This window comes from Bacillus sp. GW821-FHT11D08 (assembly GCF_058808515.1).
Genome location: NZ_JBXARS010000003.1, coordinates 332,685 through 358,967, shown reverse-complemented (window position 1 = coordinate 358,967; position 26,283 = coordinate 332,685). Strand labels below are relative to the sequence as shown.

The 26,283-nt window shown below is 49.2% G+C and carries 23 protein-coding genes; 17 read left to right on the top strand and 6 right to left on the bottom strand.

The window, feature by feature from the left end; all coding sequences use genetic code 11:
• Positions 1–6 precede the first annotated feature (6 nt).
• A complete protein-coding gene (locus AC1RRX_RS08700; RefSeq protein WP_007408095.1) occupies positions 7–399 on the bottom strand; it encodes a hypothetical protein in 393 nt (130 codons plus the stop codon).
• A 183-nt stretch (positions 400–582) separates the two neighbouring features.
• On the opposite strand from AC1RRX_RS08700, the gene AC1RRX_RS08695 reads away from it, so the two are divergent.
• From AC1RRX_RS08695 to cstA, 12 genes are all read left to right on the top strand, one after another.
• On the top strand, positions 583–1,668 hold the full coding sequence (locus tag AC1RRX_RS08695; protein WP_007408096.1) for a M42 family metallopeptidase: 1,086 nt from the start codon (positions 583–585) through the stop codon (positions 1,666–1,668).
• 143 nt (positions 1,669–1,811) lie between these two features.
• The gene (gene abnA / locus AC1RRX_RS08690; RefSeq protein WP_012118149.1) at positions 1,812–2,777 is read left to right on the top strand and encodes an arabinan endo-1,5-alpha-L-arabinosidase AbnA; all 966 of its coding nucleotides are present in this window, start codon (positions 1,812–1,814) and stop codon (positions 2,775–2,777) included.
• 183 nt (positions 2,778–2,960) lie between these two features.
• Positions 2,961–4,454 (top strand): L-arabinose isomerase, encoded by a 1,494-nt coding sequence (gene araA, locus AC1RRX_RS08685; protein ID WP_015240350.1) that lies wholly within the window; start codon positions 2,961–2,963, stop codon positions 4,452–4,454.
• A gap of 1 nt (position 4,455) precedes the next feature.
• Positions 4,456–6,141 carry a ribulokinase gene (gene araB, locus AC1RRX_RS08680; protein WP_007408100.1) on the top strand — a complete coding sequence of 562 codons (1,686 nt, stop codon included), beginning with the start codon at positions 4,456–4,458 and terminating at the stop codon, positions 6,139–6,141.
• Positions 6,134–6,823, top strand: a complete 690-nt coding sequence (gene araD / locus AC1RRX_RS08675; RefSeq protein ID WP_020956179.1) for an L-ribulose-5-phosphate 4-epimerase — start codon at positions 6,134–6,136, stop codon at positions 6,821–6,823. Before araB ends, araD begins: the two co-directional genes overlap by 8 nt.
• A complete protein-coding gene (araL, locus tag AC1RRX_RS08670; RefSeq protein ID WP_371833771.1) occupies positions 6,801–7,607 on the top strand; it encodes a sugar-phosphatase AraL in 807 nt (268 codons plus the stop codon). Before araD ends, araL begins: the two co-directional genes overlap by 23 nt.
• Positions 7,604–8,788 (top strand): sn-glycerol-1-phosphate dehydrogenase, encoded by a 1,185-nt coding sequence (locus AC1RRX_RS08665; protein WP_032866552.1) that lies wholly within the window; start codon positions 7,604–7,606, stop codon positions 8,786–8,788. The genes araL and AC1RRX_RS08665 overlap by 4 nt, the downstream gene beginning before the upstream one ends.
• Positions 8,789–8,819: 31 nt before the next feature.
• The gene (araN, locus tag AC1RRX_RS08660; RefSeq protein WP_007408104.1) at positions 8,820–10,115 is read left to right on the top strand and encodes an arabinooligosaccharides ABC transporter substrate-binding protein AraN; all 1,296 of its coding nucleotides are present in this window, start codon (positions 8,820–8,822) and stop codon (positions 10,113–10,115) included.
• A 41-nt stretch (positions 10,116–10,156) separates the two neighbouring features.
• Positions 10,157–11,098, top strand: coding sequence for an arabinooligosaccharides ABC transporter permease AraP (gene araP, locus AC1RRX_RS08655; RefSeq protein ID WP_007408105.1), 942 nt, complete (start codon positions 10,157–10,159; stop codon positions 11,096–11,098).
• 18 nt (positions 11,099–11,116) lie between these two features.
• The gene (araQ, locus tag AC1RRX_RS08650; RefSeq protein ID WP_007612991.1) at positions 11,117–11,944 is read left to right on the top strand and encodes an arabinooligosaccharides ABC transporter permease AraQ; all 828 of its coding nucleotides are present in this window, start codon (positions 11,117–11,119) and stop codon (positions 11,942–11,944) included.
• 18 nt (positions 11,945–11,962) lie between these two features.
• Positions 11,963–13,462 (top strand): arabinosylfuranosidase ArfA, encoded by a 1,500-nt coding sequence (arfA, locus tag AC1RRX_RS08645; protein WP_106080219.1) that lies wholly within the window; start codon positions 11,963–11,965, stop codon positions 13,460–13,462.
• Positions 13,463–13,572: 110 nt separating this feature from the next.
• Positions 13,573–15,369, top strand: coding sequence for a carbon starvation protein CstA (gene cstA / locus AC1RRX_RS08640; protein ID WP_106080218.1), 1,797 nt, complete (start codon positions 13,573–13,575; stop codon positions 15,367–15,369).
• A gap of 69 nt (positions 15,370–15,438) precedes the next feature.
• Here cstA and AC1RRX_RS08635 read toward each other — a convergent pair whose 3' ends face one another.
• The 4 genes from AC1RRX_RS08635 to sspI all read right to left on the bottom strand — a co-directional run bounded on the left by AC1RRX_RS08635 (position 15,439) and on the right by sspI (position 19,638).
• A complete protein-coding gene (locus tag AC1RRX_RS08635) occupies positions 15,439–16,767 on the bottom strand; it encodes a (Fe-S)-binding protein (protein WP_039063380.1) in 1,329 nt (442 codons plus the stop codon).
• Positions 16,764–18,176, bottom strand: a complete 1,413-nt coding sequence (glcD, locus tag AC1RRX_RS08630; protein ID WP_007408109.1) for a glycolate oxidase subunit GlcD — start codon at positions 18,174–18,176, stop codon at positions 16,764–16,766. The genes AC1RRX_RS08635 and glcD overlap by 4 nt, the downstream gene beginning before the upstream one ends.
• Before the next feature lie 99 nt (positions 18,177–18,275).
• Positions 18,276–19,361 (bottom strand): CdaR family transcriptional regulator, encoded by a 1,086-nt coding sequence (locus AC1RRX_RS08625; protein ID WP_032866561.1) that lies wholly within the window; start codon positions 19,359–19,361, stop codon positions 18,276–18,278.
• A 61-nt stretch (positions 19,362–19,422) separates the two neighbouring features.
• Positions 19,423–19,638 carry a small acid-soluble spore protein SspI gene (sspI, locus tag AC1RRX_RS08620; protein WP_003152527.1) on the bottom strand — a complete coding sequence of 72 codons (216 nt, stop codon included), beginning with the start codon at positions 19,636–19,638 and terminating at the stop codon, positions 19,423–19,425.
• Between the two features lie 119 nt (positions 19,639–19,757).
• Here sspI and AC1RRX_RS08615 point away from each other — a divergent pair, with 119 nt between their 5' ends.
• From AC1RRX_RS08615 to pheT, 3 genes are all read left to right on the top strand, one after another.
• Positions 19,758–20,504 (top strand): TrmH family RNA methyltransferase, encoded by a 747-nt coding sequence (locus AC1RRX_RS08615; protein WP_059367992.1) that lies wholly within the window; start codon positions 19,758–19,760, stop codon positions 20,502–20,504.
• A 361-nt stretch (positions 20,505–20,865) separates the two neighbouring features.
• A complete protein-coding gene (gene pheS / locus AC1RRX_RS08610) occupies positions 20,866–21,900 on the top strand; it encodes a phenylalanine--tRNA ligase subunit alpha (RefSeq protein WP_085342242.1) in 1,035 nt (344 codons plus the stop codon).
• A 13-nt stretch (positions 21,901–21,913) separates the two neighbouring features.
• Positions 21,914–24,328 carry a phenylalanine--tRNA ligase subunit beta gene (gene pheT / locus AC1RRX_RS08605; RefSeq protein ID WP_042635406.1) on the top strand — a complete coding sequence of 805 codons (2,415 nt, stop codon included), beginning with the start codon at positions 21,914–21,916 and terminating at the stop codon, positions 24,326–24,328.
• 36 nt (positions 24,329–24,364) lie between these two features.
• On the opposite strand, the gene rnhC is transcribed toward pheT, so the two are convergent.
• Positions 24,365–25,306 carry a ribonuclease HIII gene (gene rnhC, locus AC1RRX_RS08600; RefSeq protein ID WP_007408113.1) on the bottom strand — a complete coding sequence of 314 codons (942 nt, stop codon included), beginning with the start codon at positions 25,304–25,306 and terminating at the stop codon, positions 24,365–24,367.
• Positions 25,307–25,439: 133 nt separating this feature from the next.
• On the opposite strand from rnhC, the gene zapA reads away from it, so the two are divergent.
• Both zapA and AC1RRX_RS08590 read left to right on the top strand, forming a co-directional pair.
• Complete coding sequence (zapA, locus tag AC1RRX_RS08595; protein ID WP_007408114.1) at positions 25,440–25,697, top strand: cell division protein ZapA; 258 nt, start codon at positions 25,440–25,442, stop codon at positions 25,695–25,697.
• A gap of 7 nt (positions 25,698–25,704) precedes the next feature.
• The gene (locus tag AC1RRX_RS08590) at positions 25,705–26,238 is read left to right on the top strand and encodes a CvpA family protein (protein WP_007612958.1); all 534 of its coding nucleotides are present in this window, start codon (positions 25,705–25,707) and stop codon (positions 26,236–26,238) included.
• The last annotated feature ends 45 nt before the right edge of the window (positions 26,239–26,283 follow it).

The window sequence follows — 26,283 nt, the reverse complement described above, 5'->3', positions numbered from 1 at the left end:
GAGAGCTTATCGCTCGCCTGCTTTTTTCGCTTTTTTGATGGGCTGGTCCCAATCAATCTTGCAATTCGGGTACCGCTCCAATACCTTTTTTTCGACTTCTTCAAAATCACCTGCAGAAAAGCGGTTCAGCTTTTCCGGATTTTCGGTCCATACAAATATCGTATGAATAAACAGCGGATGATCTTTGGAAGGGATATGCTTTTCTCCTTCAAAGAGCACTCCTTTATAAGTAAGCTGGAGATTTTTTCGCGTGTTTTTCTGTTCGTCAATAAAATAAAAATTCTCTTTTGATTGCGCCAGTCTGAGCCTTCTTTTCGGGTTTGCGTAGAATTTGACGCCCATGTAAATAAAATAAATAAGAAGTGCAAGCAAGACAATCCTCAATACTGTAATGGCCATATGTGTGAAGGCACCTCCTCACCTTTGTCATGATCTGATGTAATACGAAAAACAAAACAAAAGGTTTCATTTTTTTAAAAGAAATAGATAAAAACATTTACCCGTTTTTCAGGCGAATTAATCGTATGCTTCAGCATTGGTTTTGTATAATAAGAAGGGTAGTGAAAAAAAGGAGGTTTATTGATGACAAAATTAGATGAAACGCTCACCATGCTGAAAGCGTTAACGGATGCAAAAGGGATACCGGGAAATGAGAGAGAAGTAAGACAAGTGATGAAATCATACATAGAACCATTTGCTGATGATGTCACAACAGACCGGCTGGGAAGCTTAATCGCCAAAAAAACCGGCAAAGAAAACGGTCCGAAAATCATGATCTCAGGGCATTTAGACGAAGTCGGTTTTATGGTGACGCAAATCACTGATAAAGGCTTTCTCCGCTTTCAAACCGTCGGCGGCTGGTGGTCTCAGGTCATGCTGGCCCAGCGCGTCACCGTCGTGACAAAAAAAGGGGACATCACGGGGATCATCGGTTCGAAACCGCCTCACATTCTGCCTCCTGACGCCAGAAAAAAAGCCGCCGATATTAAAGAGATGTTCATCGATATCGGGGCGTCCAGCCGTGAAGAAGCAATGGAATGGGGCGTTCTTCCGGGTGACCAGATTGTGCCGTATTTTGAATTTACAGTGATGAACAATGAAAAACATTTATTGGCGAAAGCATGGGACAACCGTATCGGCTGCGCCATTGCCATCGATGTATTAAAAAATCTGAAAAACAGCGATCACCCGAATGAAGTATACGGGGTCGGAACGGTTCAGGAAGAAGTCGGGCTTCGCGGGGCGAAAACAGCGGCACATACGATTCAGCCTGATATCGCGTTCGGTGTGGATGTCGGAATTGCCGGAGATACACCGGGAATTTCTGAAAAAGAGGCGCAAAGCAAAATCGGCGAAGGGCCGCAAATTATTCTGTATGACGCGTCAATGGTATCTCACAAAGGGCTGCGCGACCTTGTCGTGAACACGGCGGAAGAAGCGGGAATTCCGTATCAATTCGATTCCATTGCCGGAGGGGGCACGGATTCAGGTTCCATTCATTTAACCGCAAACGGAGTGCCGGCGCTGTCCATTACGATCGCGACGCGCTACATTCACACTCATGCCGCTATTTTGCATCGGGATGATTATGAGAATACGGTAAAATTGATCACAGAAGTGATTAAAAAATTAGACCGGGAAACGGTTGACCGTATTACTTATCAATAAAGATACGGAAGAATCTGCTTTTTTAAGCAGATTCTTTTTTTTGTCTGTACAAATATAAGCCATGCGTCTACAATAAGAGAAGACATAGAAAAATCTGACAACATGTTTTTGAAAGCGTTTTAAAAAAGGGGGAGGGTTTACAAATGAAAAACAGATTCAGACGCATGATCCGCTTTTCATGCGCAGCCGTTACAGCCGGTCTGCTGCTGATGTCTTCATCTCCGGCATCTGCCGCGTTTTGGGGGGCATCAAATGAATTGCTGCACGATCCGACAATGGCGAAGGAAGGAAACACGTGGTACGCTTTCGGAACCGGTTTGGAAGGGGAGAGGGGGCTTCGCGTCTTAAAGGCGGGCAGCGGCGGCGTATGGACCGTTCAGAAATCAATCTTTACTTCCCCGCTGTCATGGTGGGGCAATTATGTGCCGAATTACGGGCTGAATCAATGGGCCCCCGATGTTCAATATTTTAACGGAAAGTATTGGCTGTATTATGCCGTTTCTTCATTCGGCAAAAATACCTCCGCGATCGGTCTTGCATCATCTACAAGCCTCAGTTCGGGAAACTGGAAGGACGAAGGGCTCGTCATCCGTTCAACAAGCGCCGATAACTACAATGCAATTGATCCGGAGCTGACAATTGATAAAGACGGAAACCCTTGGCTTGCCTTCGGTTCTTTTTGGAGCGGCATTAAGCTGACAAAGCTTGATAAAAATACAATGAAACCGACGGGATCACTTTATTCCATCGCTGCCAGACCGAATAACGGCGGAGCTTTGGAAGCGCCGGCCATCACCTACCAGAACGGCTACTATTACTTAATGGTGTCGTTTGATAAATGCTGTTCAGGCGTGAATAGTACGTACAAAATTGCTTATGGAAGATCCAAAAGCATCACCGGACCATATCTCGATAAAAGCGGGAAAAGCATGTCAGAAGGCGGAGGGACGATTCTTGACTCCGGCAATGACCGCTGGAAAGGCCCGGGCGGTCAAGACATTGTGAACGGGAATATTTTAGTGCGTCATGCGTATGATGCCGAAAACAGCGGAATTCCGAAGATGCTCATCAATGATATCGATTGGAGTTCAGGCTGGCCTTCCTATTAATTGATCAGCCGGGCATGTGTGTCCGGCTTTTTTACTTGCAATAAAAGATTGACAGTTTGATTCCTCCTTAACTATAATAAAATTGTTCGTACAAATAAAAGGATAAAAGTTTTGTTGTTTATATTCGTACGTATATTTTTTAAAAATGCAAGCGCTTTATTTTGATAGGAAGGGGAAATGAATGTGCTTCAGAACAAAGAATATGAATTTTGGTTTGTAACGGGAAGCCAGCACTTATACGGAGAGGAAACGCTGCAGCTTGTCGATAAACACGCAAAGGGAATATGTGACGGCCTCAGCGGGGTGTCATCAAGATACAAGATCAGGCATAAACCGGTTGTCACGTCATCTGAAACGATCAGAGAGGTTTTGCGGGAAGCGCAGTATCAAGAAAACTGTGCCGGGGTCGTGACGTGGATGCATACATTTTCCCCTGCGAAAATGTGGATTGAAGGTCTTTCCGCTTTTCAAAAGCCGATGCTTCATCTGCATACCCAATATCACCGCGACATCCCGTGGGAAACGATTGATATGGACTTTATGAACAGCAACCAATCCGCTCACGGAGACCGGGAATACGGGTATATCCAGTCAAGAATGGGGCAGACGAGAAAAGTCATCGCAGGCTATTGGGATGATGAGGAAGTCAAACATGACATTTCGCAATGGATGAACACTGCTGCCGCTTGGAATGAAAGCAGGAATATTAAAGTAGCCCGGTTCGGCGACAATATGCGGAATGTGGCGGTTACTGACGGAGACAAAGTCGGCGCCCACATTCAATTCGGCTGGCAGGTTGACGGGTACGGAATCGGCGATCTTACCGAGGTGATGAACAACGTCACCGACGCAGAAATTGAGGCGCTTTATGAGGAATACGACAAATTGTATGTCATCAGCGGCGAAACAAAACGGGATGAAGCAAAAGTTGCTTCCATTAAAGAACAGGCGAAAATTGAACTCGGATTAACGGCCTTTCTCGAACGGGGCGGATATACAGCGTTTTCGACCTCCTTTGAAGTTTTGCACGGAATGAAGCAGCTTCCGGGTCTTGCCGTTCAGCGTCTCATGGAGAAAGGTTACGGATTTGCCGGCGAAGGCGATTGGAAAACGGCTGCCCTTGTGCGAATGATGAAAATAATGGCGGACGGAGAACAAACCTCCTTCATGGAAGATTATACGTACCATTTTGAACCGGGGCGTGCGATGATTCTCGGATCACATATGCTTGAAGTATGTCCGACGATCGCCCTTGATCAGCCGAAAATCGAAGTCCATCCTCTCTCAATCGGAGGGAAGGAAGATCCGGCCCGGTTGGTCTTTAACGGAATCGGCGGTTCAGCCATCATCGCCAGCATCATTGATATCGGCGGGCGATTCCGTCTCATTCTGAATGAAGCGGAAGGCAGGGAAATTGATCATGATATGCCGAATCTCCCTGTGGCGCGGGTGCTGTGGAAGCCGGAGCCATCGCTGAAAACAGCTGCAGAAGCATGGATTTTGGCGGGAGGCGCCCACCATACTTGTATGTCCTTCCGGCTTACGGCTGAACAGATGCTTGACTGGGCTGAGATGGCAGGCATTGAAAGCATCTTTATTTCCCGCAATACCGAAATACATGAGCTGAAAAAAGAGCTGAAATGGAATGACGTATTATACCGGCTGGGAGGGAATTGATATGGCGTATACGATTGGTGTTGATTTCGGCACATTGTCCGGCCGGGCGGTGCTTGTCAATGTCCGCACGGGCGAAGAAATCGCGTCTGCGGTAAAAGAATACACTCATGCCGTCATCGACCGCACGCTGCCGAAGACGGGTGAAAAACTCCCTCGGGACTGGGCGCTTCAGCATCCTGCCGATTATATCGAAGTTCTGGAAACGGCGATTCCGAACCTGCTTCAAGAGGCGGGCGCTGATCCAAAAGACGTGATCGGCATAGGAATTGACTTTACCGCCTGCACGATTTTGCCGATAGACGGTGCGGGGCAGCCGCTTTGTATGCTGCCGGAATTTGAACGGGAGCCCCACAGTTATGTGAAGCTGTGGAAGCATCATGCGGCTCAAAAACATGCAGACCGTTTGAACACGATTGCCGAAGACACAAAAGAAACATTCCTTAAAAGATACGGCGGTAAAATTTCTTCTGAATGGATGATCCCGAAAATCATGCAAATCGCGGAAGAAGCGCCGCATATATACAAGGCGGCAGATCGGATTGTGGAAGCGGCAGACTGGATCGTCTATCAATTGTGCGGTTCATTGAAGCGAAGCAACTGCACGGCCGGCTACAAAGCAATCTGGAATGAGGAGACGGGGTATCCGCCGGATCATTTTTTTGAAAAGCTCAACCCGTTAATGAAAACGATTACAAAAGATAAATTAAGCGGCACCATTTATTCAGTCGGGGAAAAGGCAGGAGGTTTGACCGAAAAAATGGCGGAGCTGACCGGGCTTCTGCCGGGGACGGCCGTTGCCGTCGCCAATGTCGACGCCCACGTGTCAGTGCCCGCGGTCGGTATTACAGAGCCGGGGAAAATGCTGATGATTATGGGAACGTCTACCTGCCATGTGCTGCTCGGCGAGGAAGAACATATCGTCCCCGGTATGTGCGGGGTCGTCAATAACGGCATCTTGCCCGGATATGCGGGATATGAAGCGGGACAGTCCTGTGTCGGCGACCACTTTGAATGGTTCGTCAAAACGTGCGTTCCGAGAGACTATGAGAAGGAAGCTGAGGATAAACACATAGACATTCACGAGCTGCTCAGCAAAAAAGCAGCTGAACTTGTTCCGGGGGAAAGCGGCCTTCTCGCGCTTGACTGGTGGAACGGAAACCGGTCAACCTTGGTGGACGCCGATTTGACGGGCATGATGCTCGGCATGACGCTGCACACGAAGCCGGAAGAAATCTACAGGGCATTGATTGAAGCGACGGCGTTCGGAACGAGGATGATTATCGAAACGTTTCGGGAAAACGGCGTTCCGGTCGAGGAGCTTTACGCAGCCGGAGGAATCGCCGAAAAAAATCCGTTTGTCATGCAGATTTATGCAGACGTCACAAATATGGACATTCAATTATCCGGGTCTCCGCAGGCGCCGGCACTGGGCTCCGCGATTTTCGGAGCGCTCGCCGCGGGACGGGAAAACGGGGGATACTCCAATATTGCTGAAGCATGTGCGCATATGGGGAAATTAAAAGACGGCTCTTATGTCCCGGATCGAAAAAGAGCTGAGATTTATGACAGCTTATATGCGGAATATAAAGAGCTCGTTCACTACTTCGGCAAAGAAAACAATGTCATGAAACGCCTGAAAGCCATTAAAAACCGTGATTTTGCGAAAGGGGGAAGCCGCCATGCTTGAAGCGTTAAAAGAAGAAGTGCTCGCTGCCAATCTGAAGCTTGAGGAACATAACCTTGTCACGTTTACATGGGGGAATGTCAGCGGCATTGACAGAGAGAGCGGGAGAATCGTCATTAAACCGAGCGGTGTCGATTACAGTGAGCTGACCGCTGACAAACTGGTCGTCCTGAATGAGGACGGAGACATTCTCGAAGGCTCGCTGAAACCGTCTTCTGACACGCCGACCCATCTTTATCTGTATAAAGCGTTTCCGTCTATCGGTGGAATCGTTCATACGCACTCCCGCTGGGCGACGAGCTGGGCACAGTCCGGAAGAGACATACCCGCTCTCGGAACGACTCACGCGGATTACTTTGAAAGCGCTATACCCTGCACGAGGGAAATGTATGAAGAAGAAATTGTGAAAGATTACGAATATCATACAGGCAAAGTCATAGCCGAAACTTTTCAAAACGAACCGTATGAACAAAACCCGGGTGTCCTCGTCCACAGCCACGGCCCGTTCTGCTGGGGAACGGACGCGCTGAATGCCCTGCATAACGCCGTTGTGCTCGAAACGGTAGCGGAAATGGCCTACCATTCTCTTATGCTGAACAAACAGCTCAGTCCGATCGACAGAGTGCTGCATGATAAGCATTTTTACAGAAAACACGGGGCGAATGCTTATTATGGCCAAACTTGACGCAGCCGGGTTTCTGATTGATTTAGACGGAACCGTATTCAGGGGGCGGGAGCTGATTGACGGCGCAAAAGAAGCCGTTCATACCCTTCAGTCACTGGGCAAAGCCGTTGTCTTTTTAAGCAACCGCGGCAATCTATCAAGAGCAATGTGCCGAAAGAAACTGCTGGGTGCCGGTATCCGCACGGATGAACGGAGCATCGTGCTGTCCTCCAGTGTGACGGCATCATTTTTAAAGAAGCATTATCCTTTGTCAAAGGCGTGGGTGTTAGGAGAAAAAGGGCTGACTGATGAACTCGCTTTAGCGGGTGTCGCCCTGGCGCAAAACCCGCAGGCGGCAGACTGGCTTGTCATCTCCCTGCATGAAACCGTCACCTATGAGGATCTGAATCTCGCTTTTAAGGCGGCTTCCTCCGGCGCGCGCATCATCGCCACGAACCGGGACCGCTCCTTTCCGAATGAAGGCGGCCATGCCATGGATGTCGCGGGAATGATCGGGGCCATTGAAGCATCCGCCGGAGCAAAAACGGAGCTTGTCATCGGCAAACCGTCTTGGCTGATGGCTGAGGCGGCATGTGAAGCGCTCGGACTTCCCTCTGAGGAATGCGCCATTATCGGAGACAGCCTCGAATCAGATATCGCAATGGGCAGCCTGTACGGGATGAAAAGCGTATTGGTTCTGACGGGGTCGGCCAAACTTGGGGAGCCCCGTCTATATGAACCTGACATCGTCCTTGATTCTATTAAAGACCTGACAGAATTAGCGAAGGAGGGAACCCTTTTATGAAACGTTCTCCTGAGGACATTCAATCCGAGTTTGACAAGGAAGGGGCCAGCCGCTCACCGATTCAAATAGAAGATATCGTGATCGGGGCGAATGCAAAAGAAGAGCTTCTCAGATTTCTGCAAAAAAAATGCTGGAATCATCCGGTCATCGTCTGTGACCGGAACACGTACGAGGCGGCGGGGCGTCTGCTTGCGGACGAATTGAGGGCAGGCGGGATCAAAGCGTCAAAAGTCATTATTCCGGAGCATGAAGCCGGGGCCGCCGCGGCTGATGAGAGGACATTGGTCTATACGCTGATCAATCTCGCGGAAGAGACGGATGTCATCATTGCGGCCGGTGCAGGAACGATTCACGACATTACGCGGTTTGCCGCCTGCCAGCGCGGATTGCCGTTTATCTCATTCCCCACCGCTCCGTCAGTCGACGGTTTTACGTCGGCGGGAGCGCCGCTCATATTAAACGGAATCAAAACGACGATTCAAACGAAAGCGCCGATCGCCTTATTTGCGGATACGAATGTATTAAAAGAAGCGCCCCGTTCAATGACAGCCGCGGGCTTCGGAGACATGCTCGGAAAAATAACATCGCTGGCAGATTGGGAGATTTCCCGCAGGCTTGCGGGTGAGCCGTACTCAGAAGCCGGGGCGAAGCTTGTGAAAGACGCGCTTTGGCAGTGCATTGATCACCGCGCTGCCATTGCCATGGGAACGGAGGCCGGCATTCAGATGCTGATGGAAGCGCTGATCGTTTCGGGTCTTGTCATGCTTGCGCTTGACCACTCCCGCCCCGCCTCAGGAGGAGAACATCACATCTCGCATTGGATTGAGATGGAAATGCTGAAGGCAAAACAGCCTCCGATTCTCCATGGTGCGAAGGTCGGCTGTGCGTGCGCGGTGCTGAGTGATATTTACAAAGAACTGGCTTGTCACGAAAAGCTTGCTGAACTGCCGCCGCACTTTCGCGAGGCGATTCAATCTGCATATGAAGGGCTTCCCGACGGCAAGACAATTGCCGGGTGGCTCGCATCTGCGGGAGGTCCCGCCTGTTTCGATGAGATCGGTGTAAAACAGGACCTTGTCAGCGATGCGCTTAAGCATGCGCACACACTGAGAGACCGTTATACCGGTTTAACCATCATAAATGAAAATGCAGCGCTCTTTGCACATCATTTGCATCAATAGCCGCACAGCCTAAAGTGGAAGGGGTAATGACATGAAAAAAACGACCGCTGTATGTTTGGTGCTGATGATGCTCTTCTTGTTTACCGCCGGCTGTTCACAAAAACGGACTGCCGGCCGGCCGGGAGAAACAGAGCTGACGTTTTGGACGTTTAACGGTCTGCACGAACAGTTTTATCAGGAAATGGTCAAAGAATGGAATCAGAAATATCCGGATCGCAAAATCAAGCTGAATACCGTTGTTTATCCTTATGGACAAATGCATGATAATTTATCGGTTTCGCTGATCGCGGGTGAGGGGCTTCCCGATATAGCCGACGTGGAATTAAGCCGGTTCTCGAACTTTCTGAAGGGGAAGGATATCCCGCTTGCCGATCTGACGCCGCTGATTGAACAAGACCGCGATAAGTTTGTGGAAGCGCGTCTGGCCTTATACAGCAAAAACGGAAAATTGTACGGCCTTGATACACATGTGGGGACGACCGTCATGTTTTACAACATGGATATCATGAAAAAAGCGGGCGTTGATCCCGCCTCCATTAAAACATGGGAAGATTACCGGCGGGCAGGGAAAAAAGTGCGTGAAGCCGCTGGGAAACCGATGGGAACGGTTGAAACAAACGACTCCGCCACATTTCTATCCATGATTTCGCAGCAAGGGTCAGGCTACTACAGCAAAAACGGAAAATTGATTCTGAACAGCAAGACGAATACAGACACACTGAATTATGTAAAGGACATGGTAAATGATAAAACCCTTCTGCCGGCTCCCGGCGGCGGCCATCACAGCGAAGAATACTACGGTTTTATGAATCAGGGCGGGGCAGCCTCAGTGCTGATGCCCATTTGGTACATGGGACGGTTTATCGATTATATGCCTGATTTAAAAGGAAAAATGGCGATTTACCCTATGCCGGCCTGGAAAGAAGGCGGTGACAGATCAGCGGGTTTAGGCGGAACAGCCACCGTCGTGCCGAAGCAGGCTGAACATCTGAAGCTCGCGAAAGAATTTCTCGGTTTTGCGAAAGGTTCGAAGGAAGGGAATATAAAGCTTTGGACGGTGCTCGGCTTTGACCCGCTCCGCTGGGACGTGTGGGATTCAAAAGAATTGAAGGAGAAAAACAAGTACACGGATTTCTTCCGGAACGGTACGTCAATTTTTTCCTCGCTCCTTGAAATAAAAGATGAGATCAATCCGATTTATCTGTATGAAGACTTCTCTAAAGCGGCTGATCTCGTTGTCAGACAAGTGCTGTTCGATGCGCTGAAGACGCAGGAAAAAACACCTAAGGAAGCCTTGGACGAGGCGGCAGAGCAATTAGAGAAATAGGAGAAGCCGTCCTATTTAACAGTGAAAGCGGGGGAGCTTTTATGAGACCTGTAAAGACAGAGACAGCGCAAACCGTTTCTGCAGTCCGGAAGAAGCCGCGCCGGCGCAATGTGCTGTATTCAAAAAAAGCGGCGCCTTATCTTTTTACGGCGCCATTTATCATTTCGTTTCTCGTTTTCTTTTTGTATCCGATTATCAGCGTGTTTATCATGAGCTTTCAACGGATACTGCCGGGAGAAATTACATTTGTCGGGTTTTCCAATTATACCGCTCTTCTTAATCCAACCTTTTATACGGCATTATTTAACACATTGGAATATACCTTCTGGACGCTGATCGTGCTGATTCCGGTGCCGCTTCTTTTGGCGGTGATTCTGAATTCGAAGCTCGTCAGGTTCAGAAATGTGTTTAAATCGGCTCTGTTTGTACCGGCTTTAACATCGACGATCGTAGCGGGGATTATTTTCCGTCTGATGTTCGGAGAAATGAATACGTCGCTTGCAAACGAGCTGATGATGAAGCTTGGCGCATCACCCCAAAACTGGCTCAACAACAAAGGTACCGGCATGTTTTTAATGGTACTGCTTGCGTCATGGAGGTGGATGGGGATTAACATTCTTTACTTTCTGGCGGGATTGCAAAACGTGCCGAAAGAATTGTATGAAGCGGCTGAAATTGACGGGGCGAGTACGTGGAAAAAGTTCCGGCATATTACCCTTCCATTTTTAAAGCCGGTGTCCGTTTATGTGTTAACGATCAGTATTATCGGCGGTTTCAGAATGTTTGAGGAAAGCTATGTGCTTTGGCAGAATAATTCCCCGGGCAATATCGGCCTCACGCTTGTCGGTTATTTATATCAGCAGGGGCTTGCATACAACGAAATGGGGTACGGGGCCGCAATCGGAATTGTCCTTTTGCTTGTCATCTTACTAGTCAGTCTTGTTTCACTGAAACTGTCCGGTTCGTTTAAAGGGGAGGGATAAGCGGTGCGTAACAATCACATGTTTTCCGTGTACAGAGTCGCGTTTACCTTGTTTTTTATCATGCTGAGCCTGTTGTATATCTTTCCGATGATCTGCCTATTGCTCGGTTCTTTAAAGCCGTCATCTGAGCTGATGCGCATCGGGCTGAATCTGCGCCTTGATCCGGATGTGATGAGCCTTGATAACTACACCTATTTGTTCAACGGGGGGAGCATTTATTTCAAATGGTTTTTTAACAGCCTGCTTCTCGGCGTTCTCACCACGGTTCTCACGCTGTTTTTTTCCTCTTTGATCGGCTACGGACTCGGTGTCTACGAATTTAAAGGCAGAAATATTATTTTCGTTCTTGTGCTGATCATTATGATGGTGCCTCTTGAAGTGATGATGCTCCCGTTGTTCAAATTGACGGTGGGTCTTCATTTGATCGATTCTTATACGGGAGTGATTCTGCCGTTTATTGTGTCACCTGTCGCCGTGTTCTTTTTCCGGCAATATGCGCTCGGACTTCCGAAGGATCTGCTTGATTCAGCGAGAATGGACGGCTGCACCGAATTCGGCATTTTTTTCAGAATTATGGCGCCGCTCATGAAACCGGCATTCGGGGCAATGATCATTCTTCAATCTTTAAACAGCTGGAATAACTTTTTATGGCCGCTGATCGTGCTTCGGTCGAAAGAAATGTTTACGCTTCCAATCGGACTTTCAGGGCTGCTGAGTCCGTACGGCAACAACTATGACATGCTGATTTCCGGGTCCGTTTTTGCGATACTGCCGGTGATCATCATATTCTTGTTTTTCCAAAAATACTTCATTTCCGGACTCACAGTAGGCGGAGTGAAGGGATAGAGAGAGGGAGGAAATATAATGAAAAAAGCGGGGATTACAGCAGATAAAGAATATATCATCGGTGAAGTGGACAAACGGATGTACGGATCATTTATAGAACATATGGGCCGGGCGGTGTATGAAGGCATTTATGAGCCCGGACACCCGAAAGCCGACAAGGACGGCTTCAGAACAGACGTGCAGGAGTTAATCAAGGAATTGCAAGTGCCGTTCATCCGCTATCCGGGAGGGAATTTTCTCTCGGGCTACAATTGGGAAGACGGCGTCGGGCCGGTGAAGGACCGCCCGCGGAGGCTAGATTTGGCATGGCAGGCGACAGAAACGAACGAAGTAGGGACGAATGAATTTTTAACGTGGGCGAAAAAAGTGAACGCCGAAGTGAATATGGCGGTCAATCTCGGGACGAGAGGGATCGATGCCGCCCGGAACCTCGTCGAATACTGCAACCATCCTGAAGGGTCATACTGGAGCGACTTACGAAAATCGCACGGATATGAAAAACCTTACGGCATCAAAACATGGTGCTTAGGAAATGAGATGGACGGCCCTTGGCAGATCGGTCATAAAACGGCGCATGAATACGGACGGCTCGCCGCTGAAACGGCAAAGGTGATGAAATGGACGGACCCGACGATCGAATTGGTGGCTTGCGGAAGCTCAAACAGCGGCATGCCGTCCTTCATTGAGTGGGAGGCCGAGGTGCTTGAGCATACGTATGAGCATGTGGATTACATCTCACTGCATACGTATTACGGCAACCATGAAAATGATCTTGAGAACTATTTGGCGAAGTCGATGGATTTAGACCATTTTATTAAATCCGTCACAGCCGTATGTGATTATATGAAAGCGAAAAAACGCAGCAAAAAAACGATTCACCTTTCTTTAGATGAATGGAATGTGTGGTATCACTCAAATGAAGCGGATAAAAAAGTGGAGCCATGGATTACGGCCCGGCCGATTCTCGAAGACATCTACAATTTTGAAGATGCGCTGTTGATCGGTTCACTGCTGATTACGATGCTGCAGCATGCGGACAGACTAAAGATCGCCTGTCTCGCCCAGCTTGTCAACGTAATTGCGCCTATTATGACTGAAAAGGGCGGAGAAGCATGGAGACAGCCGATCTTTTACCCTTACATGCACGCCTCTGTCTACGGGAGAGGGACTTCAATGAAGCTGCTGATCACCTCCCCGAAATACGACTCAGCGGATTTTACGGATGTGCCGTATGTTGATGCCGCGGCCGTTTACCATGAAGAGGATGAAGCACTGACCATTTTTGCCGTCAACAAAAGCAAGGAACTGATGGAAACGGAGATCAAACTGAGAGGGTTTGAAGATTACCGCATCATTGAGCATATCGTGCTGGAGCATCAGGATATGAAAGCGACCAATCAAAAAAACAGAAATGAAGTCACGCCTCACTCCAACGGGACGTCTTCCGCAAACGCCGAAGGAATAACGGCTCATTTTAAGCCGCTGTCCTGGAATGTCATCCGTTTATCAGGAAAATAGCGTTCCGAAAAGCCGGGCTGCGCCGCCGGCTTTTTTTTACGCAAAAATCATCTACTGTTATCTGATAATTGTGATAATATTTAGAAAAAGAGAAAAGGGGCTGGGATTAAATGAATGCGATTACAATCGTCATAGCGTCTATATGTATTCTGGCGATCGCCTATCGGCTTTACGGTACCTTTATGATGGTCAAAGTATTAAAAATCAATGATCAGACACCGACTCCGGCCCATGTGCTTGAGGATGGGAAAGATTATGTGCCGACGAATAAGTGGGTGTCATTCGGCCACCACTTCGCGGCAATCGCCGCTGCCGGCCCGCTTGTCGGACCGATTCTGGCAGCTCAGTTCGGCTATCTGCCCGGGCTTTTATGGCTGTTAATCGGGGCGGTGATCGGAGGAGCCGTGCACGATATTGTCGTATTGTTTGCATCAATGCGGAAAAACGGGAAAACGCTTTCTGAAGTCGCCAAAGAAGAGCTTGGCCCGGTGGCGGGCTTTTGCACGGGTCTTTCCATGCTGTTTATCATTACGATCACGATGGCGGGGCTGTCCATGGTTGTGCTGCACGCGCTTGAGAAAAACCCGTGGGGAACGTTTGCGGTGGGGATTACGATTCCGATCGCGATGGGGGTCGGCGTCTACTATAAAAAAACGGGCAATCTCAAACTCGCATCAACTGTCGGGTTTCTTTTGTTAATGGCCGGTGTTGTCATCGGGCCGCGGCTGCAGACAACGGCTCTCGGGGACATGCTGACACTGGATGCGAAAACGCTTGCAGTGGCGCTTCCTGTTTATGCGTTTTTCGCCGCGGCGCTTCCGGTTTGGCTTTTGCTGGCTCCGCGTGACTATTTAAGCAGTTTTATGAAAATCGGGGTTTTTGCCGCTTTGATCGCAGGCGTCTTTTTCGTCAATCCCGCCATTAAATTTCCGGCCGTAACGGAGTTTATTCACGGCGGAGGGCCGGTGATCGCGGGTCCTGTCTGGCCGTTTATTTCAATAACGATTGCCTGCGGCGCCATTTCGGGCTTTCATGCATTTGTCGGTTCCGGCACAACGCCGAAAATGCTGGATAAATGGAGTGATATAAAGCCGGTTGCTTTCGGAGCAATGCTTGTGGAATGTCTCGTTGGAATTATGGCGCTCATTGCAGCTGCCGCTCTTGAGCCCGCCGACTATTTTGCTATAAACAGCACGCCTGAAATATTCCGCACCCTCGGGATGAATGTCGTCCATCTGCCTGAATTGAGTAAAGAAATCGGGCTCAGTCTGGAAGGAAGAACGGGCGGCGCTGTTACGCTTGCCGTCGGAATGACGTATATCTTTACGGAGATTCCGTTTTTCAGTCATTTGGCTTCATACTTTTTTCAATTCGTCATTATGTTTGAAGCGGTGTTTATTTTAACGGCGATTGATGCGGGAACCCGTGTCGCCCGGTACTTGATTCAAGAGTTTTTCGGAGAGGTCTATAAGCCGCTGAAAAAAACAGACTGGCTGCCGGGCTCGATTTTCTCAAGCGCGCTCGCCTGCCTGCTGTGGGGCTATCTTCTGTATTCGGGCGACATCAGCTCCATTTGGGCGCTGTTCGGCGTATCCAATCAGCTTATGGCGTCTGTCGGCTTAATTATCGGTGCGACCGTCGTATTAAAAATAGCCGATAAGCGGCGCTATATGCTGACATGCCTGATTCCTCTCGCTTATTTGTACGTGACCGTCAACTATGCGGGTTATTGGATGGTGCGGTATGTGTATTTGAACCCCGAAGCGGCGGGATACAACGTGCTGAATGGCGTTTTATCCATTATCATGCTCATTCTCGGGCTTGTGATTATCATTGCGGCTGTGAAAAAATGGGCGAATGTATGGCGTGATCCGAGTGCCAGACTGGAAGCTTCAATACCCGGATAAATCCGCGGCCGTCCGAACATTGCAGCATCATAAAAAAGCAGAGAGCCGATCGGTCTCTCTGCTTTCATCTTATGACAAATCCGCCGCTTCCAAAAGGTAATCCGCCAAATGAACCGCGCGGACACGGCCTGTTAATCCTTCGCGTAAAATGCCGAGCTGCATTTGCAGAAGGCATCCGGGATTGGCTGTCACGATGACGGCCGCCTCCGTTTTTCCGGCGGCTTTCATCTTACTGTCTAATATTTTCATAGACATCTCTGACTCTGTTATATTATAAATTCCCGCCGACCCGCAGCAGCTGTCGGCCTTTTCCATTTCTCTGTACTCAGCCCCTTTAATGCTTTTCAAAAGCGTGCGCGGTTCCTCTGACGTATGCATCACATTGCGGAGATGGCAGGAGTCCTGATATGTGACGATATGAGGAGACTGCGCCCGCAGGTTTTTTTGATGGAACTTCAGATCAACCAGTACGGATGAAAAGTCTTTGAGCTTCCGGGCGAATTGTTCGGCACGTTCCGCCCATCCAGGTTCATCTTTCAGTAAATGCGGATATTCCTGAAGAAAGGCGCCGCATCCGCCGGCGTTTGTAATGATATAATCAGCGTCAAGCGCCTCAAAAGCCGCGATATTCCGCTTGGCCAGTTCTTTTCCCATCTCTTTTTCTCCGCTGTGCCCGTGAAGCGCGCCGCAGCACGCCTGGCCGTCCGGAACCGCGATTTCACACCCGGCCGCCTGTAAAAGCGCCGTTGTCGCATGATTTGTCGCTAAAAACATCGTATCCATTAAGCAGCCCGAGAAAAAAGCGGCCCGTTTTTGGACGGGACCCGCGGCAGGAAGAAAACGCGGCCTTTCCTTCATGTCTTTCCGTTTCGGGGCGGGCGGGAGCACTTGTTCCATTGTGCGCAGATGTTCAGGCAAAACGCGCAGCATACCGGTTTTTCTGACGGCGGTCTGCAGTCCCGATCTTTGGTATATTCCGAGAAGATTCACGGCTGTCTGCATGCGGTTTTGGTGAGGGAAAAGCCCGGTGAAGGCGGCTTTCCGCAAGAGGCGCACGCCCGGCTTATGTTTTTTATTTTGATGAATGATATCCCTCGCTTCTTCAAGCAGCTGTCCGTAATTGACCCCTGCCGGACAAACGGGCTCGCATGCACGGCATCCGAGACACAGCGAAAGTGAGCGCTCGACATCTTCATCCGGCTCGATCAGTCCGTCAGTGACGGCTTTCATCAGGGCGATCCGGCCGCGCGGCGAATGGGATTCTTGAAATCCCGATTCGATATAGGTCGGACAGGAAGGAAGGCAGAAGCCGCAGCGCATACAGTTCAGCAATTCACCTTCATCCATGCGGTTTTTGAATTCTGTTTGAATTTGTTGCTGCTCTTTAGCCGTTGTCATTTCATCACCACCACGCGTTTCCTTGATGAATTGGCGAATATTTTTCCCGGATTCAGCAGATTTTGGGGATCAAGCGCTTGTTTGATCGCTTTCATGGCGGTGATGCCTTCTGTTTTCAGCTTCATTTCTAAATACGGCGCTTTTACGATGCCGACCCCGTGTTCACCCGTTATCGTCCCGCCCAGCTCAATCGCTTTTTCAAAAATGGCGGCAAAAGCTTTTTCGACACGTTCCATCTCCTCTGTATTTCGGATATCGGTGGTGCACGTCGGATGGAGGTTGCCGTCTCCGGCATGGCCGAATGTGCAGATGGACAGGCCGTATGTTTCTGCAATCTCGTTAATGGCTTTGACCATGCTGGCAATTTGTGATCTCGGCACGGTCGCATCTTCCAGAATCGTTGTCGGTTTCAGCCGGGCAAGGGCTGATAATGCGGACCGTCTGGCCTCTGTAAGCGCGAATGCCTCTTCCTCGGTTTCAGCCGTTTGGACGGATACGGCGGCTCCGTTTTTACAAATCGCTTCGATTTTTTCCATATCTCGTCTGACCGTGTCGATGTCACCGTCCTGTTCGATCAGCAGCACCGCTTTTGCGTCGGTCGGAAGCCCGATCTTGGCGTAATCTTCAATGACCTGCAGTGTCGGCTGATCCAGAAATTCGAGTGTCGCCGGAATGATTTTTTCAGCGATGATGGCAGAAACCGATTCCGCAGCCGCTTCAATATGTTCATAGAGTGCAAGCAGCGTTTTTTTCGTTTCCGGCTTCGGAACCAGCTTTAAAGTCGCTTCCGTCACAACGCCGAGCGTCCCTTCTGATCCGACGAAAAGCCGGGTCAGATCATAACCGGCGACATCCTTTGTCAGCTTTCCTCCTGTGCGGATGATATCGCCTGAAGCCAATACGGCTTCAAGGCCGAGGACATAATCCCGGGTGACGCCGTACTTCAAACCGCGCAGCCCGCCGGAATTTTCATTAATATTCCCGCCGATTGTCGATATTTTCATGCTGCTCGGATCAGGCGGATAAAATAAACCTTTTTGTTCAACCGCACGGATCATATCTTGCGTAATCACGCCCGGCTGGACGGTTGCCGTCAAATTTTCTTCATCGATTTCTAGAATGCGGTTCATATGTTTGAATAAAAGCACAAGCCCGCCTTCAGACGGACATGTGCCGCCGCACAAGTTTGTGCCTGAACCCCTCGGCACGATCGGAATGTCATGCCTGCTGCAAATCGTTAATATACGGGACACGTCATTCGCACTGCGGGGGGCGATTACCGCATCCGGCATGGCTTGCAGCTGAGGAGCCGCATCATAAGAATACACAAGACGGCCCGCCGCCGAATCATCATAATTCTCCTTCCCGACCGTCCGGATGAACGCTTCTTTTGCCTCTCGTGAAATCATGTTCTCCCAACCTCCCTGATAAGAAAAGCTTTTTCATTTAATTGTAAAGAAAAACGATTCCGTACACTATGGAGAAACATATGAAAAATGTTGATATGATTACGTGCTTTTTGTATGTTGATCTAAAAAGCGCAGCGCCAAATAAAAAGCCGCTATGTCTTCGGGGCGGTCCAGCTTCATATTTGTCAGTGATTCCAGTTTGGAAAGACGGTAGCGCAATGTGTTGATATGAATATGCATGTCGTCGGCGGTGCGCTTTAACGATAATTGCCGGTCGAAAAAGGCGCGCAGCGTATCCAGAAGTTCTTCCCGGCCGAGTACATGCTCGAGAACCCGCCGTGAAAATTCCGACCTCGTGCGGGGTGTGATATCGGCAAGACACATATCCAGTTTTAAATCTTCTTCAAAGACGGCCTGCTTGTCACCGATTCCGGCTGAAAGTGCTTTATCTGCCTGTTCGTATGATTCCGTGAGGCGCTCTCCCGGAACGATCCGTCCGATGCCGGCGGTGACAGGCTGCCCAAAAACGGCGCCGATCTTTTTAATGAGCTGTGTTTTGGAACCCGAATTTGCTTCATGATTAATGAGAATGCGTTCATTTCCCCAGCGGACAAACAGGTCTTCAGGGCATTCGTACTGCCAGAGCCGCCCGAGCTCCTCCGCTTTATATTGCTCATAACGGCCTTGAATGAGTATGATCCGGCGGTATGCGTGAAGGTCTGCGCCGATGAGCTTTGCTTTTTCTAAAAAGCCCGGAGACCATTCTTTCAGCTGCAGCCAATCAACCATAAAGGATTCAAGCATTCTCGCTCGCCACTGCGCTTCTTCCATATGGCGCGTTTCTTTAATAAACAGCTCCGTCATTTTTCTGAGCAATTCTCCGAAAGGCAGGATATCGTCAGGGTCTCCTGTCAGGCCGAATACTCCGATCACTTCATGGCCTGAAAAAACGGGGAGATTCAGTCCTGCTTTTACGCCCTCGAGCCGTTTTTCATCTTCTTTCGTAATGATGACATTCCGTTTTTCGCGCGCGCAGATCAGTGCGCCTTCATGAAACCATCCGGCGCGCGCCTCGTTGGTGCCCGCGATGATCATCCCTTTTGTATCGGCAATAATCACTTCGCGGCTGTACATATGTTTGACTTCGGCAATCAATTTCTTTGCCAGTTCCGGCTGTAACTGCATGGCGATCCCCCTCGCCATTATTATACAAAAAAAACCGGGTGTCCCATCACCCGGTTCATGCTTATTGCGCAGGTTTTAATCCGCCTTCAAGTGTTTTGAGCATTTCATTTTTTTCTGAGTCTGACGCATGCTGCCAAAGAACTTCGAATAAGACGCCGAGGCCCGGAAGCATTTTTTCTTCACCGCTTTGGATGGCGTCAACGATCGTATGCTCCAGCTGATCCTGGTTATTGCCGGTTACATTGGCAATAACGGCGTTGCGTAAATTAAGATCCATTACAACCGCTCCTTTTTCTGAATGTGATACGCATATTCTTACCGCGCACGCGGTTTATTATGTGCTGTTCTTAAGATATAATAACAACATGCATGAAAAAAGGAGAGCACAGACATAAAGTGAAACGAATCGACTCTGCAAAAAACCAAAAAGTGAAGGACTGGAAAAAACTTCACACAAAAAAAGAGAGACTTAAAACGAATACATTTCTGATAGAAGGAGAGCATCTGGCAGAAGAAGCGCTCAAATCAAAGGGAACGGTAAAAGAAATTCTCGTAAACGATGAGAGCGCCATCCCGGCCGATCTGGACATGAGCATTCCGTGCTACGTGCTGAGCGAAGACGCGTTTTCAGCCGTGACGGAAACAGAAACGCCGCAGCGGATCGCCGCGGTCTGCCATATGCCGGATAGGCAGCCTGATCAGCTGAAGCGGCTGCTTCTGATTGATGCCGTGCAGGATCCGGGGAATTTAGGAACAATGATCAGAACGGCAGATGCGGCGGGAATCGACGCCGTTGTCCTTGGTGAGGGAACAGCAGACCCGTACAATGGAAAAACGCTGCGTTCAGCACAAGGTTCTCATTTTCATATTCCCATTTTGAAACGTCCGCTTGATGAGTTTACCGCTGAGCTGAAATCACAAGGCGTCGCGATCTACGGCACGGCGCTTGAAAACGGTGCGGCTTATCAAAGTGTGAAGCCTGAAGAATCGTTCGCGTTAATCGTCGGGAACGAGGGGGCGGGAGTGGACGCCGGCCTTCTGCAAAAAACCGATCTCAACCTGTACGTTCCGCTGTACGGACAGGCGGAATCGCTGAATGTGGCGGTAGCGGCCGCCATCCTCGTTTATCATCTCAGAGGATAGGTTGCGAAAAGCCTTGGATTTCACTATAATAGATAGCAATAATGTAAAAACCGTGACAGAGGACGTCAATTTTTGCACACACTGCCTTCCAGGGAGAAAATGCCGCTGACTGAGAGCATTTTTATCGCAGCACAAAAATTGATTTTCACCTCTCGAGTTGTCACCGGGACCGCGCCAAACGCGCGTAAAGGTGAACCGGAACGATCGTTTCCGTTATGTCAATGAAGCTGTCGGCAGATGAAGTCTGCCTTAAAAAGGGTGGTACCGCGGCCACAACTCGTCCCTTCTCTCAAGGGGCGGGTTTTTTTGTTTTCTGAAAAAGGCATAGAACGGTTTGGTTTACATAAAAGGAGGATGCATGATGGAAGAGAAGCTTAAACAGCTCGAACTGGAAGCTGCAGAAAAAGTAGAAGCGGCGGGTTCATTAAAAGAAGTTAACGACATTCGGGTGCAATATCTCGGAAAAAAAGGGCCGATTACAGAAGTTCTCCGCGGCATGGGCAAACTGTCCGCCGAAGAGCGCCCGAAAATGGGAGCGCTCGCCAATGAAGTGAGAGAGCGCATTGCAGCAGCCATTATGGCGAAAAATGAACAGCTTGAACAAGAAGAGATGAATAAAAAACTCAGCAGCCAGACGATTGACGTCACGTTGCCGGGCAGTCAGGTAAACATCGGCGGACGCCATCCGCTGACGGTCGTTATTGAAGAAATTGAAGATTTATTTATCGGCATGGGATATACCGTCGAAGAAGGCCCTGAAGTGGAAACGGATTATTACAACTTTGAGGCGCTGAACCTGCCGAAGGAACATCCTGCCCGCGACATGCAGGACAGCTTTTACATTACAGAAGAAATGCTGATGAGAACGCAGACGTCACCGGTGCAGACGCGCACGATGGAAAAGCATAAAGGAAAAGGCCCTGTCAAAATCATTTGTCCCGGTAAAGTGTATCGCCGCGACAACGATGACGCGACACATTCCCATCAGTTCATGCAGATCGAGGGTCTCGTCGTCGACCGCAAAATCAGCATGAGCGACCTGAAAGGCACGCTTGAATTGGTCGCCAAAAAAATGTTCGGCCAAGACCGTGAAATCAGGCTCCGTCCGAGCTTTTTCCCATTCACAGAGCCTTCTGTCGAGGTGGATGTGACCTGCTTTAAGTGCGGCGGACAAGGCTGCTCCGTCTGCAAAAAAACAGGCTGGATCGAAATTCTCGGCGCCGGCATGGTTCACCCGAACGTGCTGAAGATGGCTGGATTCAATCCTGAGGAATACCAGGGTTTCGCTTTCGGAATGGGTGTTGAACGTATCGCGATGCTGAAGTACGGCATTGAAGATATCCGCCATTTCTATACCAATGATGTCAGATTCATTTCGCAGTTTAAACAGGCGTAAGAGGAGGATACACATGTTTGTTTCTTATAAATGGTTAGAAGATTACGTTGACTTGCAGGGAATCGATCCGGCCGTGCTTGCAGAAAAAATTACGAGAGCCGGTATTGAAGTTGAGGGTATCGAGTATAAAGGGGAGGGCGTAAAAGGCGTTGTCATAGGACACGTGCTTGAGCGCGAACAGCACCCGAATGCCGACAAACTCAACAAATGCCTTGTTGATATCGGTGCGGAGGAACCCGTGCAGATTATCTGCGGCGCCCCGAATGTTGAGAAAGGACAGAAGGTTGCCGTTGCAACGGTCGGAGCCGTGCTTCCCGGCAATTTCAAAATTAAAAAAGCCAAGCTGCGCGGCGAAGCGTCTCACGGCATGATCTGTTCCCTTCAGGAGCTCGGCATTGAAAGCAAGCTCGTGGCGAAAGAATATGCGGAAGGCATTTTCGTTTTTCCGAATGATGCTGAAACGGGAGCTGACGCAATGGCGGCCCTTCAGCTTGATGATGCGATTTTAGAATTGGGTTTAACGCCGAACCGCGCCGACGCGATGAACATGCTAGGCGTGGCTTATGAAGTTGCGGCTATCCTCGGCGCAGAGGTAAAGCTTCCGGAGGCTTCATATGAAAAAGCGGCAGAAAAAGCGGCGGATGCTGTTTCCGTTAAGGTTGAAGATACGCAGGCCAATCCGCATTATGCCGCAAAAATCATTAAAAACGTCAAAATCGGCCCGTCACCGCTTTGGATGCAGACGAAGCTGATGAATGCAGGCATCCGCCCGCATAACAACGTCGTGGACATTACAAACTTCGTCCTCCTTGAGTACGGACAGCCGCTTCACGCTTTCGATTACGACCGGTTCGGTTCAAAAGAGGTCGTCGTCAGAAAAGCGGCGGAAAACGAAACCATCGTAACGCTGGATGAACAAGAGCGAAAGCTGTCAAGCAGCCATTTGGTCATCACAAACGGAAAAAAAGCGCAAGCCGTTGCGGGAGTCATGGGCGGAGCTGAGTCTGAAGTCCGTGAAGACACCACTGCGATTTTACTGGAGGCCGCTTATTTCGACGGACAGACCGTCCGCAAAGCGTCGAGAGACCTCGGATTGAGAAGCGAAGCGAGCGCCAGATATGAAAAAGGCATTGATCCGGCCCGCGTTTTGCTGGCGGCTGAACGGGCCTGCAGTCTCATTCAGGCATATGCCGGCGGAGAAGTGCTCTCAGGCACGGTTGAAGAAAACCATCTGAAAATTGAAGCAAACAATATTCACGTGTCTGTTGAAAAAGTGAACGCCGTGCTCGGCATGACAATCGCTAAAGAAGAAATCATCAGCATTTACAAGCGCCTCGGGTTTGCAGTCGGTGAAGCTGAAGACGTTCTCGTCGTAACGGTGCCGTCGCGCCGCGGAGATATTAGAATAGAAGAAGACCTGATTGAGGAAGCGGCGAGATTGTACGGGTATGACAATATTCCGTCCACGCTTCCGGAAACGGCCGGCACGACAGGCGGCTTGACACCGTATCAGGCAAAACGCCGGAAAGTGAGACGTTTCCTTGAAGGAGCGGGTCTTTCACAAGCGACCACTTATTCATTAACGAATGATAAAAAAGCGGCCGCTTTTGCGATCGAAAAATCATTCAATACGATGCTTGCTCTGCCGATGAGCGAAGAAAGAAGCATTCTCAGACACAGCCTCGTGCCGAATCTTCTTGAAGCCGTTTCATACAATCTGGCCAGACAGACTGATTCCGTTGCTTTATATGAAACGGGTTCTGTATTTCTGACGAAAGAAGAAAACACAAAACCGGTTGAAAAAGAACGGGTTGCCGGAGCTGTAACCGGATTGTGGCGCAAAAATTTATGGCAGGGTGAGAAAAAGCAGGTTGATTTCTTCGTCGCCAAAGGAATCGTTGAAGGCCTGCTGCATCAATTGAATGTGTCAGACCGTGTTGAATTTGTCCAGTCAGAACGCAAAAACATGCATCCCGGCCGGACGGCAAACATTCTATTGAACGGTTCGCTTGCCGGATTTATCGGCCAGGTGCATCCGGCAATGGAAAAAGAGCTGGATATCAAAGAAACGTATGTGTTCGAGCTTGATCTGCACGCGCTTCTGACCGAGGAAACAGAACCTGTCGTGTATACGCCGATTCCGAAGTACCCGTCCGTCACGCGCGATATTGCGCTTGTGGCAGATAAAACCGTTACAAGCGGACAGCTCGAAGCCGTGATCAAAGAAGCCGGCGGCGCGCTGCTGAAAGAAGTCACCGTATTTGATGTGTACGAAGGTGAGCATATGGAAGAAGGCAAAAAATCCGTCGCCTTCTCGCTCCAATATGTTAACCCTGAACAAACATTGACAGAAGAAGAAGTGACAAAAGTTCATGAAAACGTGCTGAAAGCGCTGGAAGAAACGTATCAGGCCGTATTAAGAGGATAAAGAAAAAGCTTGCAGATCACTCTGCAAGCTTTTTTATTATGACCGCTTCCGTTCAACAAGGCGTTTCGCTTTTTGCGTATTGGCAAAATGAAGTTTGGTGAACGTTCTGAGCGCACCTTCTCCCTTATTGATGATCAGCTTGGCGGCAGCTTCATCGACATGCGGCCCCGCGCCTTTCGGAATCGTCATCCCAGCCTCACGGGAAAGCTTATCCATTTCAATTAAGAAAGAATATCGCGCAATGATAGAGGCTGCGGCGACGGAAAGATGTATGCTTTCCGCTTTCGTGCTGAAAAACGTTTTTTCTTTTACGATATCCCGTCCGGAAAGATGCTTAAAATAAATGCCGGGCTCTGCGAATTGGTCAATCAGAATCGCTTCCGGTTTAACGCCGTTCATTTTTCTCAGCAGATTGGAAATCGCCTGATTATGAAGGAGCGCCTTCATTTTTCCTTGGCTCATGCCTTTTTCCTGCATCTGATTGTATTTTTCGTTTTTTAACACAAGCAGGCTGTAAGGAATGGTTTTAATTAACAGTTTGGCGATTTCAATAATCTGCGGATCTTTTAAATCCTTCGAATCCTTCACACCGAGTTCTTTCATTAAAGAAAGCTTTGATTTGTCGGCGTAGGCGCAGGCAACCGTTATCGGCCCGAAGTAATCGCCTGTTCCGACTTCATCAGAGCCGATCACTGACATGGAGGCAATGCCCGCCGGGGGAGCGTAAAGCGGGTCGGCCGCTTTTTTGACGGTTTTCTTTGCTTTCGGCGCCTCAGCCGTTCCCCAGCGGGCCGCTTCTGTGCCGGCGTTTTTTCCTTGAAAGAGAACCTTGCCCGAGCGGTAGGCTGTAATGGTACAGCCCGGAGGCTTGGCCTGGAAGACGGCGCCCTGCGGAACGGCGGGAGTAAGGGAGCCGGCATAGGATTGTTTCATTTGTTCCATAGCGGAAGCGGATACTTTTATAACAGAATGGGACACGATATAATCTCCTTTTTTGGCACTTTTCACTGTATATACCAGTGTATCATAACAGCCCGAGGCTCGTCTTTCCATTCAAACGATAATCGTGGTATGATAGGAACTAGGATTCTCGCGGAATGGAGGAGAAACGTTGTCTGACGGCAAAAAAACCAAAACGACAGTAAACATTTACGGCCAGCACTTCACCATTATCGGGGAAGAAAGCAAAGCGCACATGCGCCATGTGGCCGGAGTGGTTGATGATAAAATGAGAGAAATCAACGAGAAAAATCCATATCTTGATATAAATAAGCTCGCTGTATTGACTGCGGTCAATGTCGTGCATGATTATATGAAACTGCAAGAAAAATATGAAATACTGGAGCGGCAGCTTAAAGAAAAGGAATGAACACCATATGATAGATATCATCATCTTAGTTTTGCTCTTAATGGGCACATTGCTTGGATTAAAAAGAGGATTTATCCTCCAATTTATATATTTAACGAGTTTCATCCTCTCGATTGCGTTTGCGGCGCTTTTTTACAAAAATCTGGCCCCGCATCTGAGCTTTATACCCGCGCCTGATTTTTCCGGCGGGCAGGCGGCTCTGTCTTTTATTAAAGGAAACGTAGAGACGGCTTATTACAACGCGATCGCGTTTGTCATTTTGTTTATCATCGCAAAGATTCTGCTCCGGATTATCGGAGCGGCGCTTAATATCATCGCCAGCATTCCGGTCATTAAACAGATCAACAAACTGCTGGGCGGGGTGCTCGGATTTCTGGAAGTCTATTTATTTGCGTTTATCCTGTTATACGTCGCATCCGTACTGCCGGTAAGCGCGCTTCAGGATATGCTCGCACAATCGACGCTTGCAAATATCATCACACATCATACGCCGTATCTGTCAGGGCTCCTGCAAGAACTGTGGGCCCAGTACGGGGCATAAAAAACTTCTCTTGACCGGAGAAGTTTTTTTCAAGCTCTGCGTCAG

Coding starts and splice junctions, on each gene's coding strand:
- glcD (WP_007408109.1), bottom strand. CDS start 18,176: ATGATTTCACGAGAGGCAAAAGAAGCGTTCATCCGGACGGTCGGGAAG.
- araN (WP_007408104.1), top strand. CDS start 8,820: ATGAAAAAAACGACCGCTGTATGTTTGGTGCTGATGATGCTCTTCTTG.
- pheT (WP_042635406.1), top strand. CDS start 21,914: ATGTTTGTTTCTTATAAATGGTTAGAAGATTACGTTGACTTGCAGGGA.
- AC1RRX_RS08700 (WP_007408095.1), bottom strand. CDS start 399: ATGGCCATTACAGTATTGAGGATTGTCTTGCTTGCACTTCTTATTTAT.
- arfA (WP_106080219.1), top strand. CDS start 11,963: ATGAAAAAAGCGGGGATTACAGCAGATAAAGAATATATCATCGGTGAA.
- araD (WP_020956179.1), top strand. CDS start 6,134: ATGCTTGAAGCGTTAAAAGAAGAAGTGCTCGCTGCCAATCTGAAGCTT.
- AC1RRX_RS08695 (WP_007408096.1), top strand. CDS start 583: ATGACAAAATTAGATGAAACGCTCACCATGCTGAAAGCGTTAACGGAT.
- abnA (WP_012118149.1), top strand. CDS start 1,812: ATGAAAAACAGATTCAGACGCATGATCCGCTTTTCATGCGCAGCCGTT.
- araP (WP_007408105.1), top strand. CDS start 10,157: ATGAGACCTGTAAAGACAGAGACAGCGCAAACCGTTTCTGCAGTCCGG.
- araL (WP_371833771.1), top strand. CDS start 6,801: ATGCTTATTATGGCCAAACTTGACGCAGCCGGGTTTCTGATTGATTTA.
- AC1RRX_RS08665 (WP_032866552.1), top strand. CDS start 7,604: ATGAAACGTTCTCCTGAGGACATTCAATCCGAGTTTGACAAGGAAGGG.
- sspI (WP_003152527.1), bottom strand. CDS start 19,638: ATGGATCTTAATTTACGCAACGCCGTTATTGCCAATGTAACCGGCAAT.
- araB (WP_007408100.1), top strand. CDS start 4,456: ATGGCGTATACGATTGGTGTTGATTTCGGCACATTGTCCGGCCGGGCG.
- pheS (WP_085342242.1), top strand. CDS start 20,866: ATGGAAGAGAAGCTTAAACAGCTCGAACTGGAAGCTGCAGAAAAAGTA.
- AC1RRX_RS08625 (WP_032866561.1), bottom strand. CDS start 19,361: ATGCAGTTACAGCCGGAACTGGCAAAGAAATTGATTGCCGAAGTCAAA.
- araQ (WP_007612991.1), top strand. CDS start 11,117: ATGTTTTCCGTGTACAGAGTCGCGTTTACCTTGTTTTTTATCATGCTG.
- AC1RRX_RS08590 (WP_007612958.1), top strand. CDS start 25,705: ATGATAGATATCATCATCTTAGTTTTGCTCTTAATGGGCACATTGCTT.
- AC1RRX_RS08635 (WP_039063380.1), bottom strand. CDS start 16,767: ATGACAACGGCTAAAGAGCAGCAACAAATTCAAACAGAATTCAAAAAC.
- cstA (WP_106080218.1), top strand. CDS start 13,573: ATGAATGCGATTACAATCGTCATAGCGTCTATATGTATTCTGGCGATC.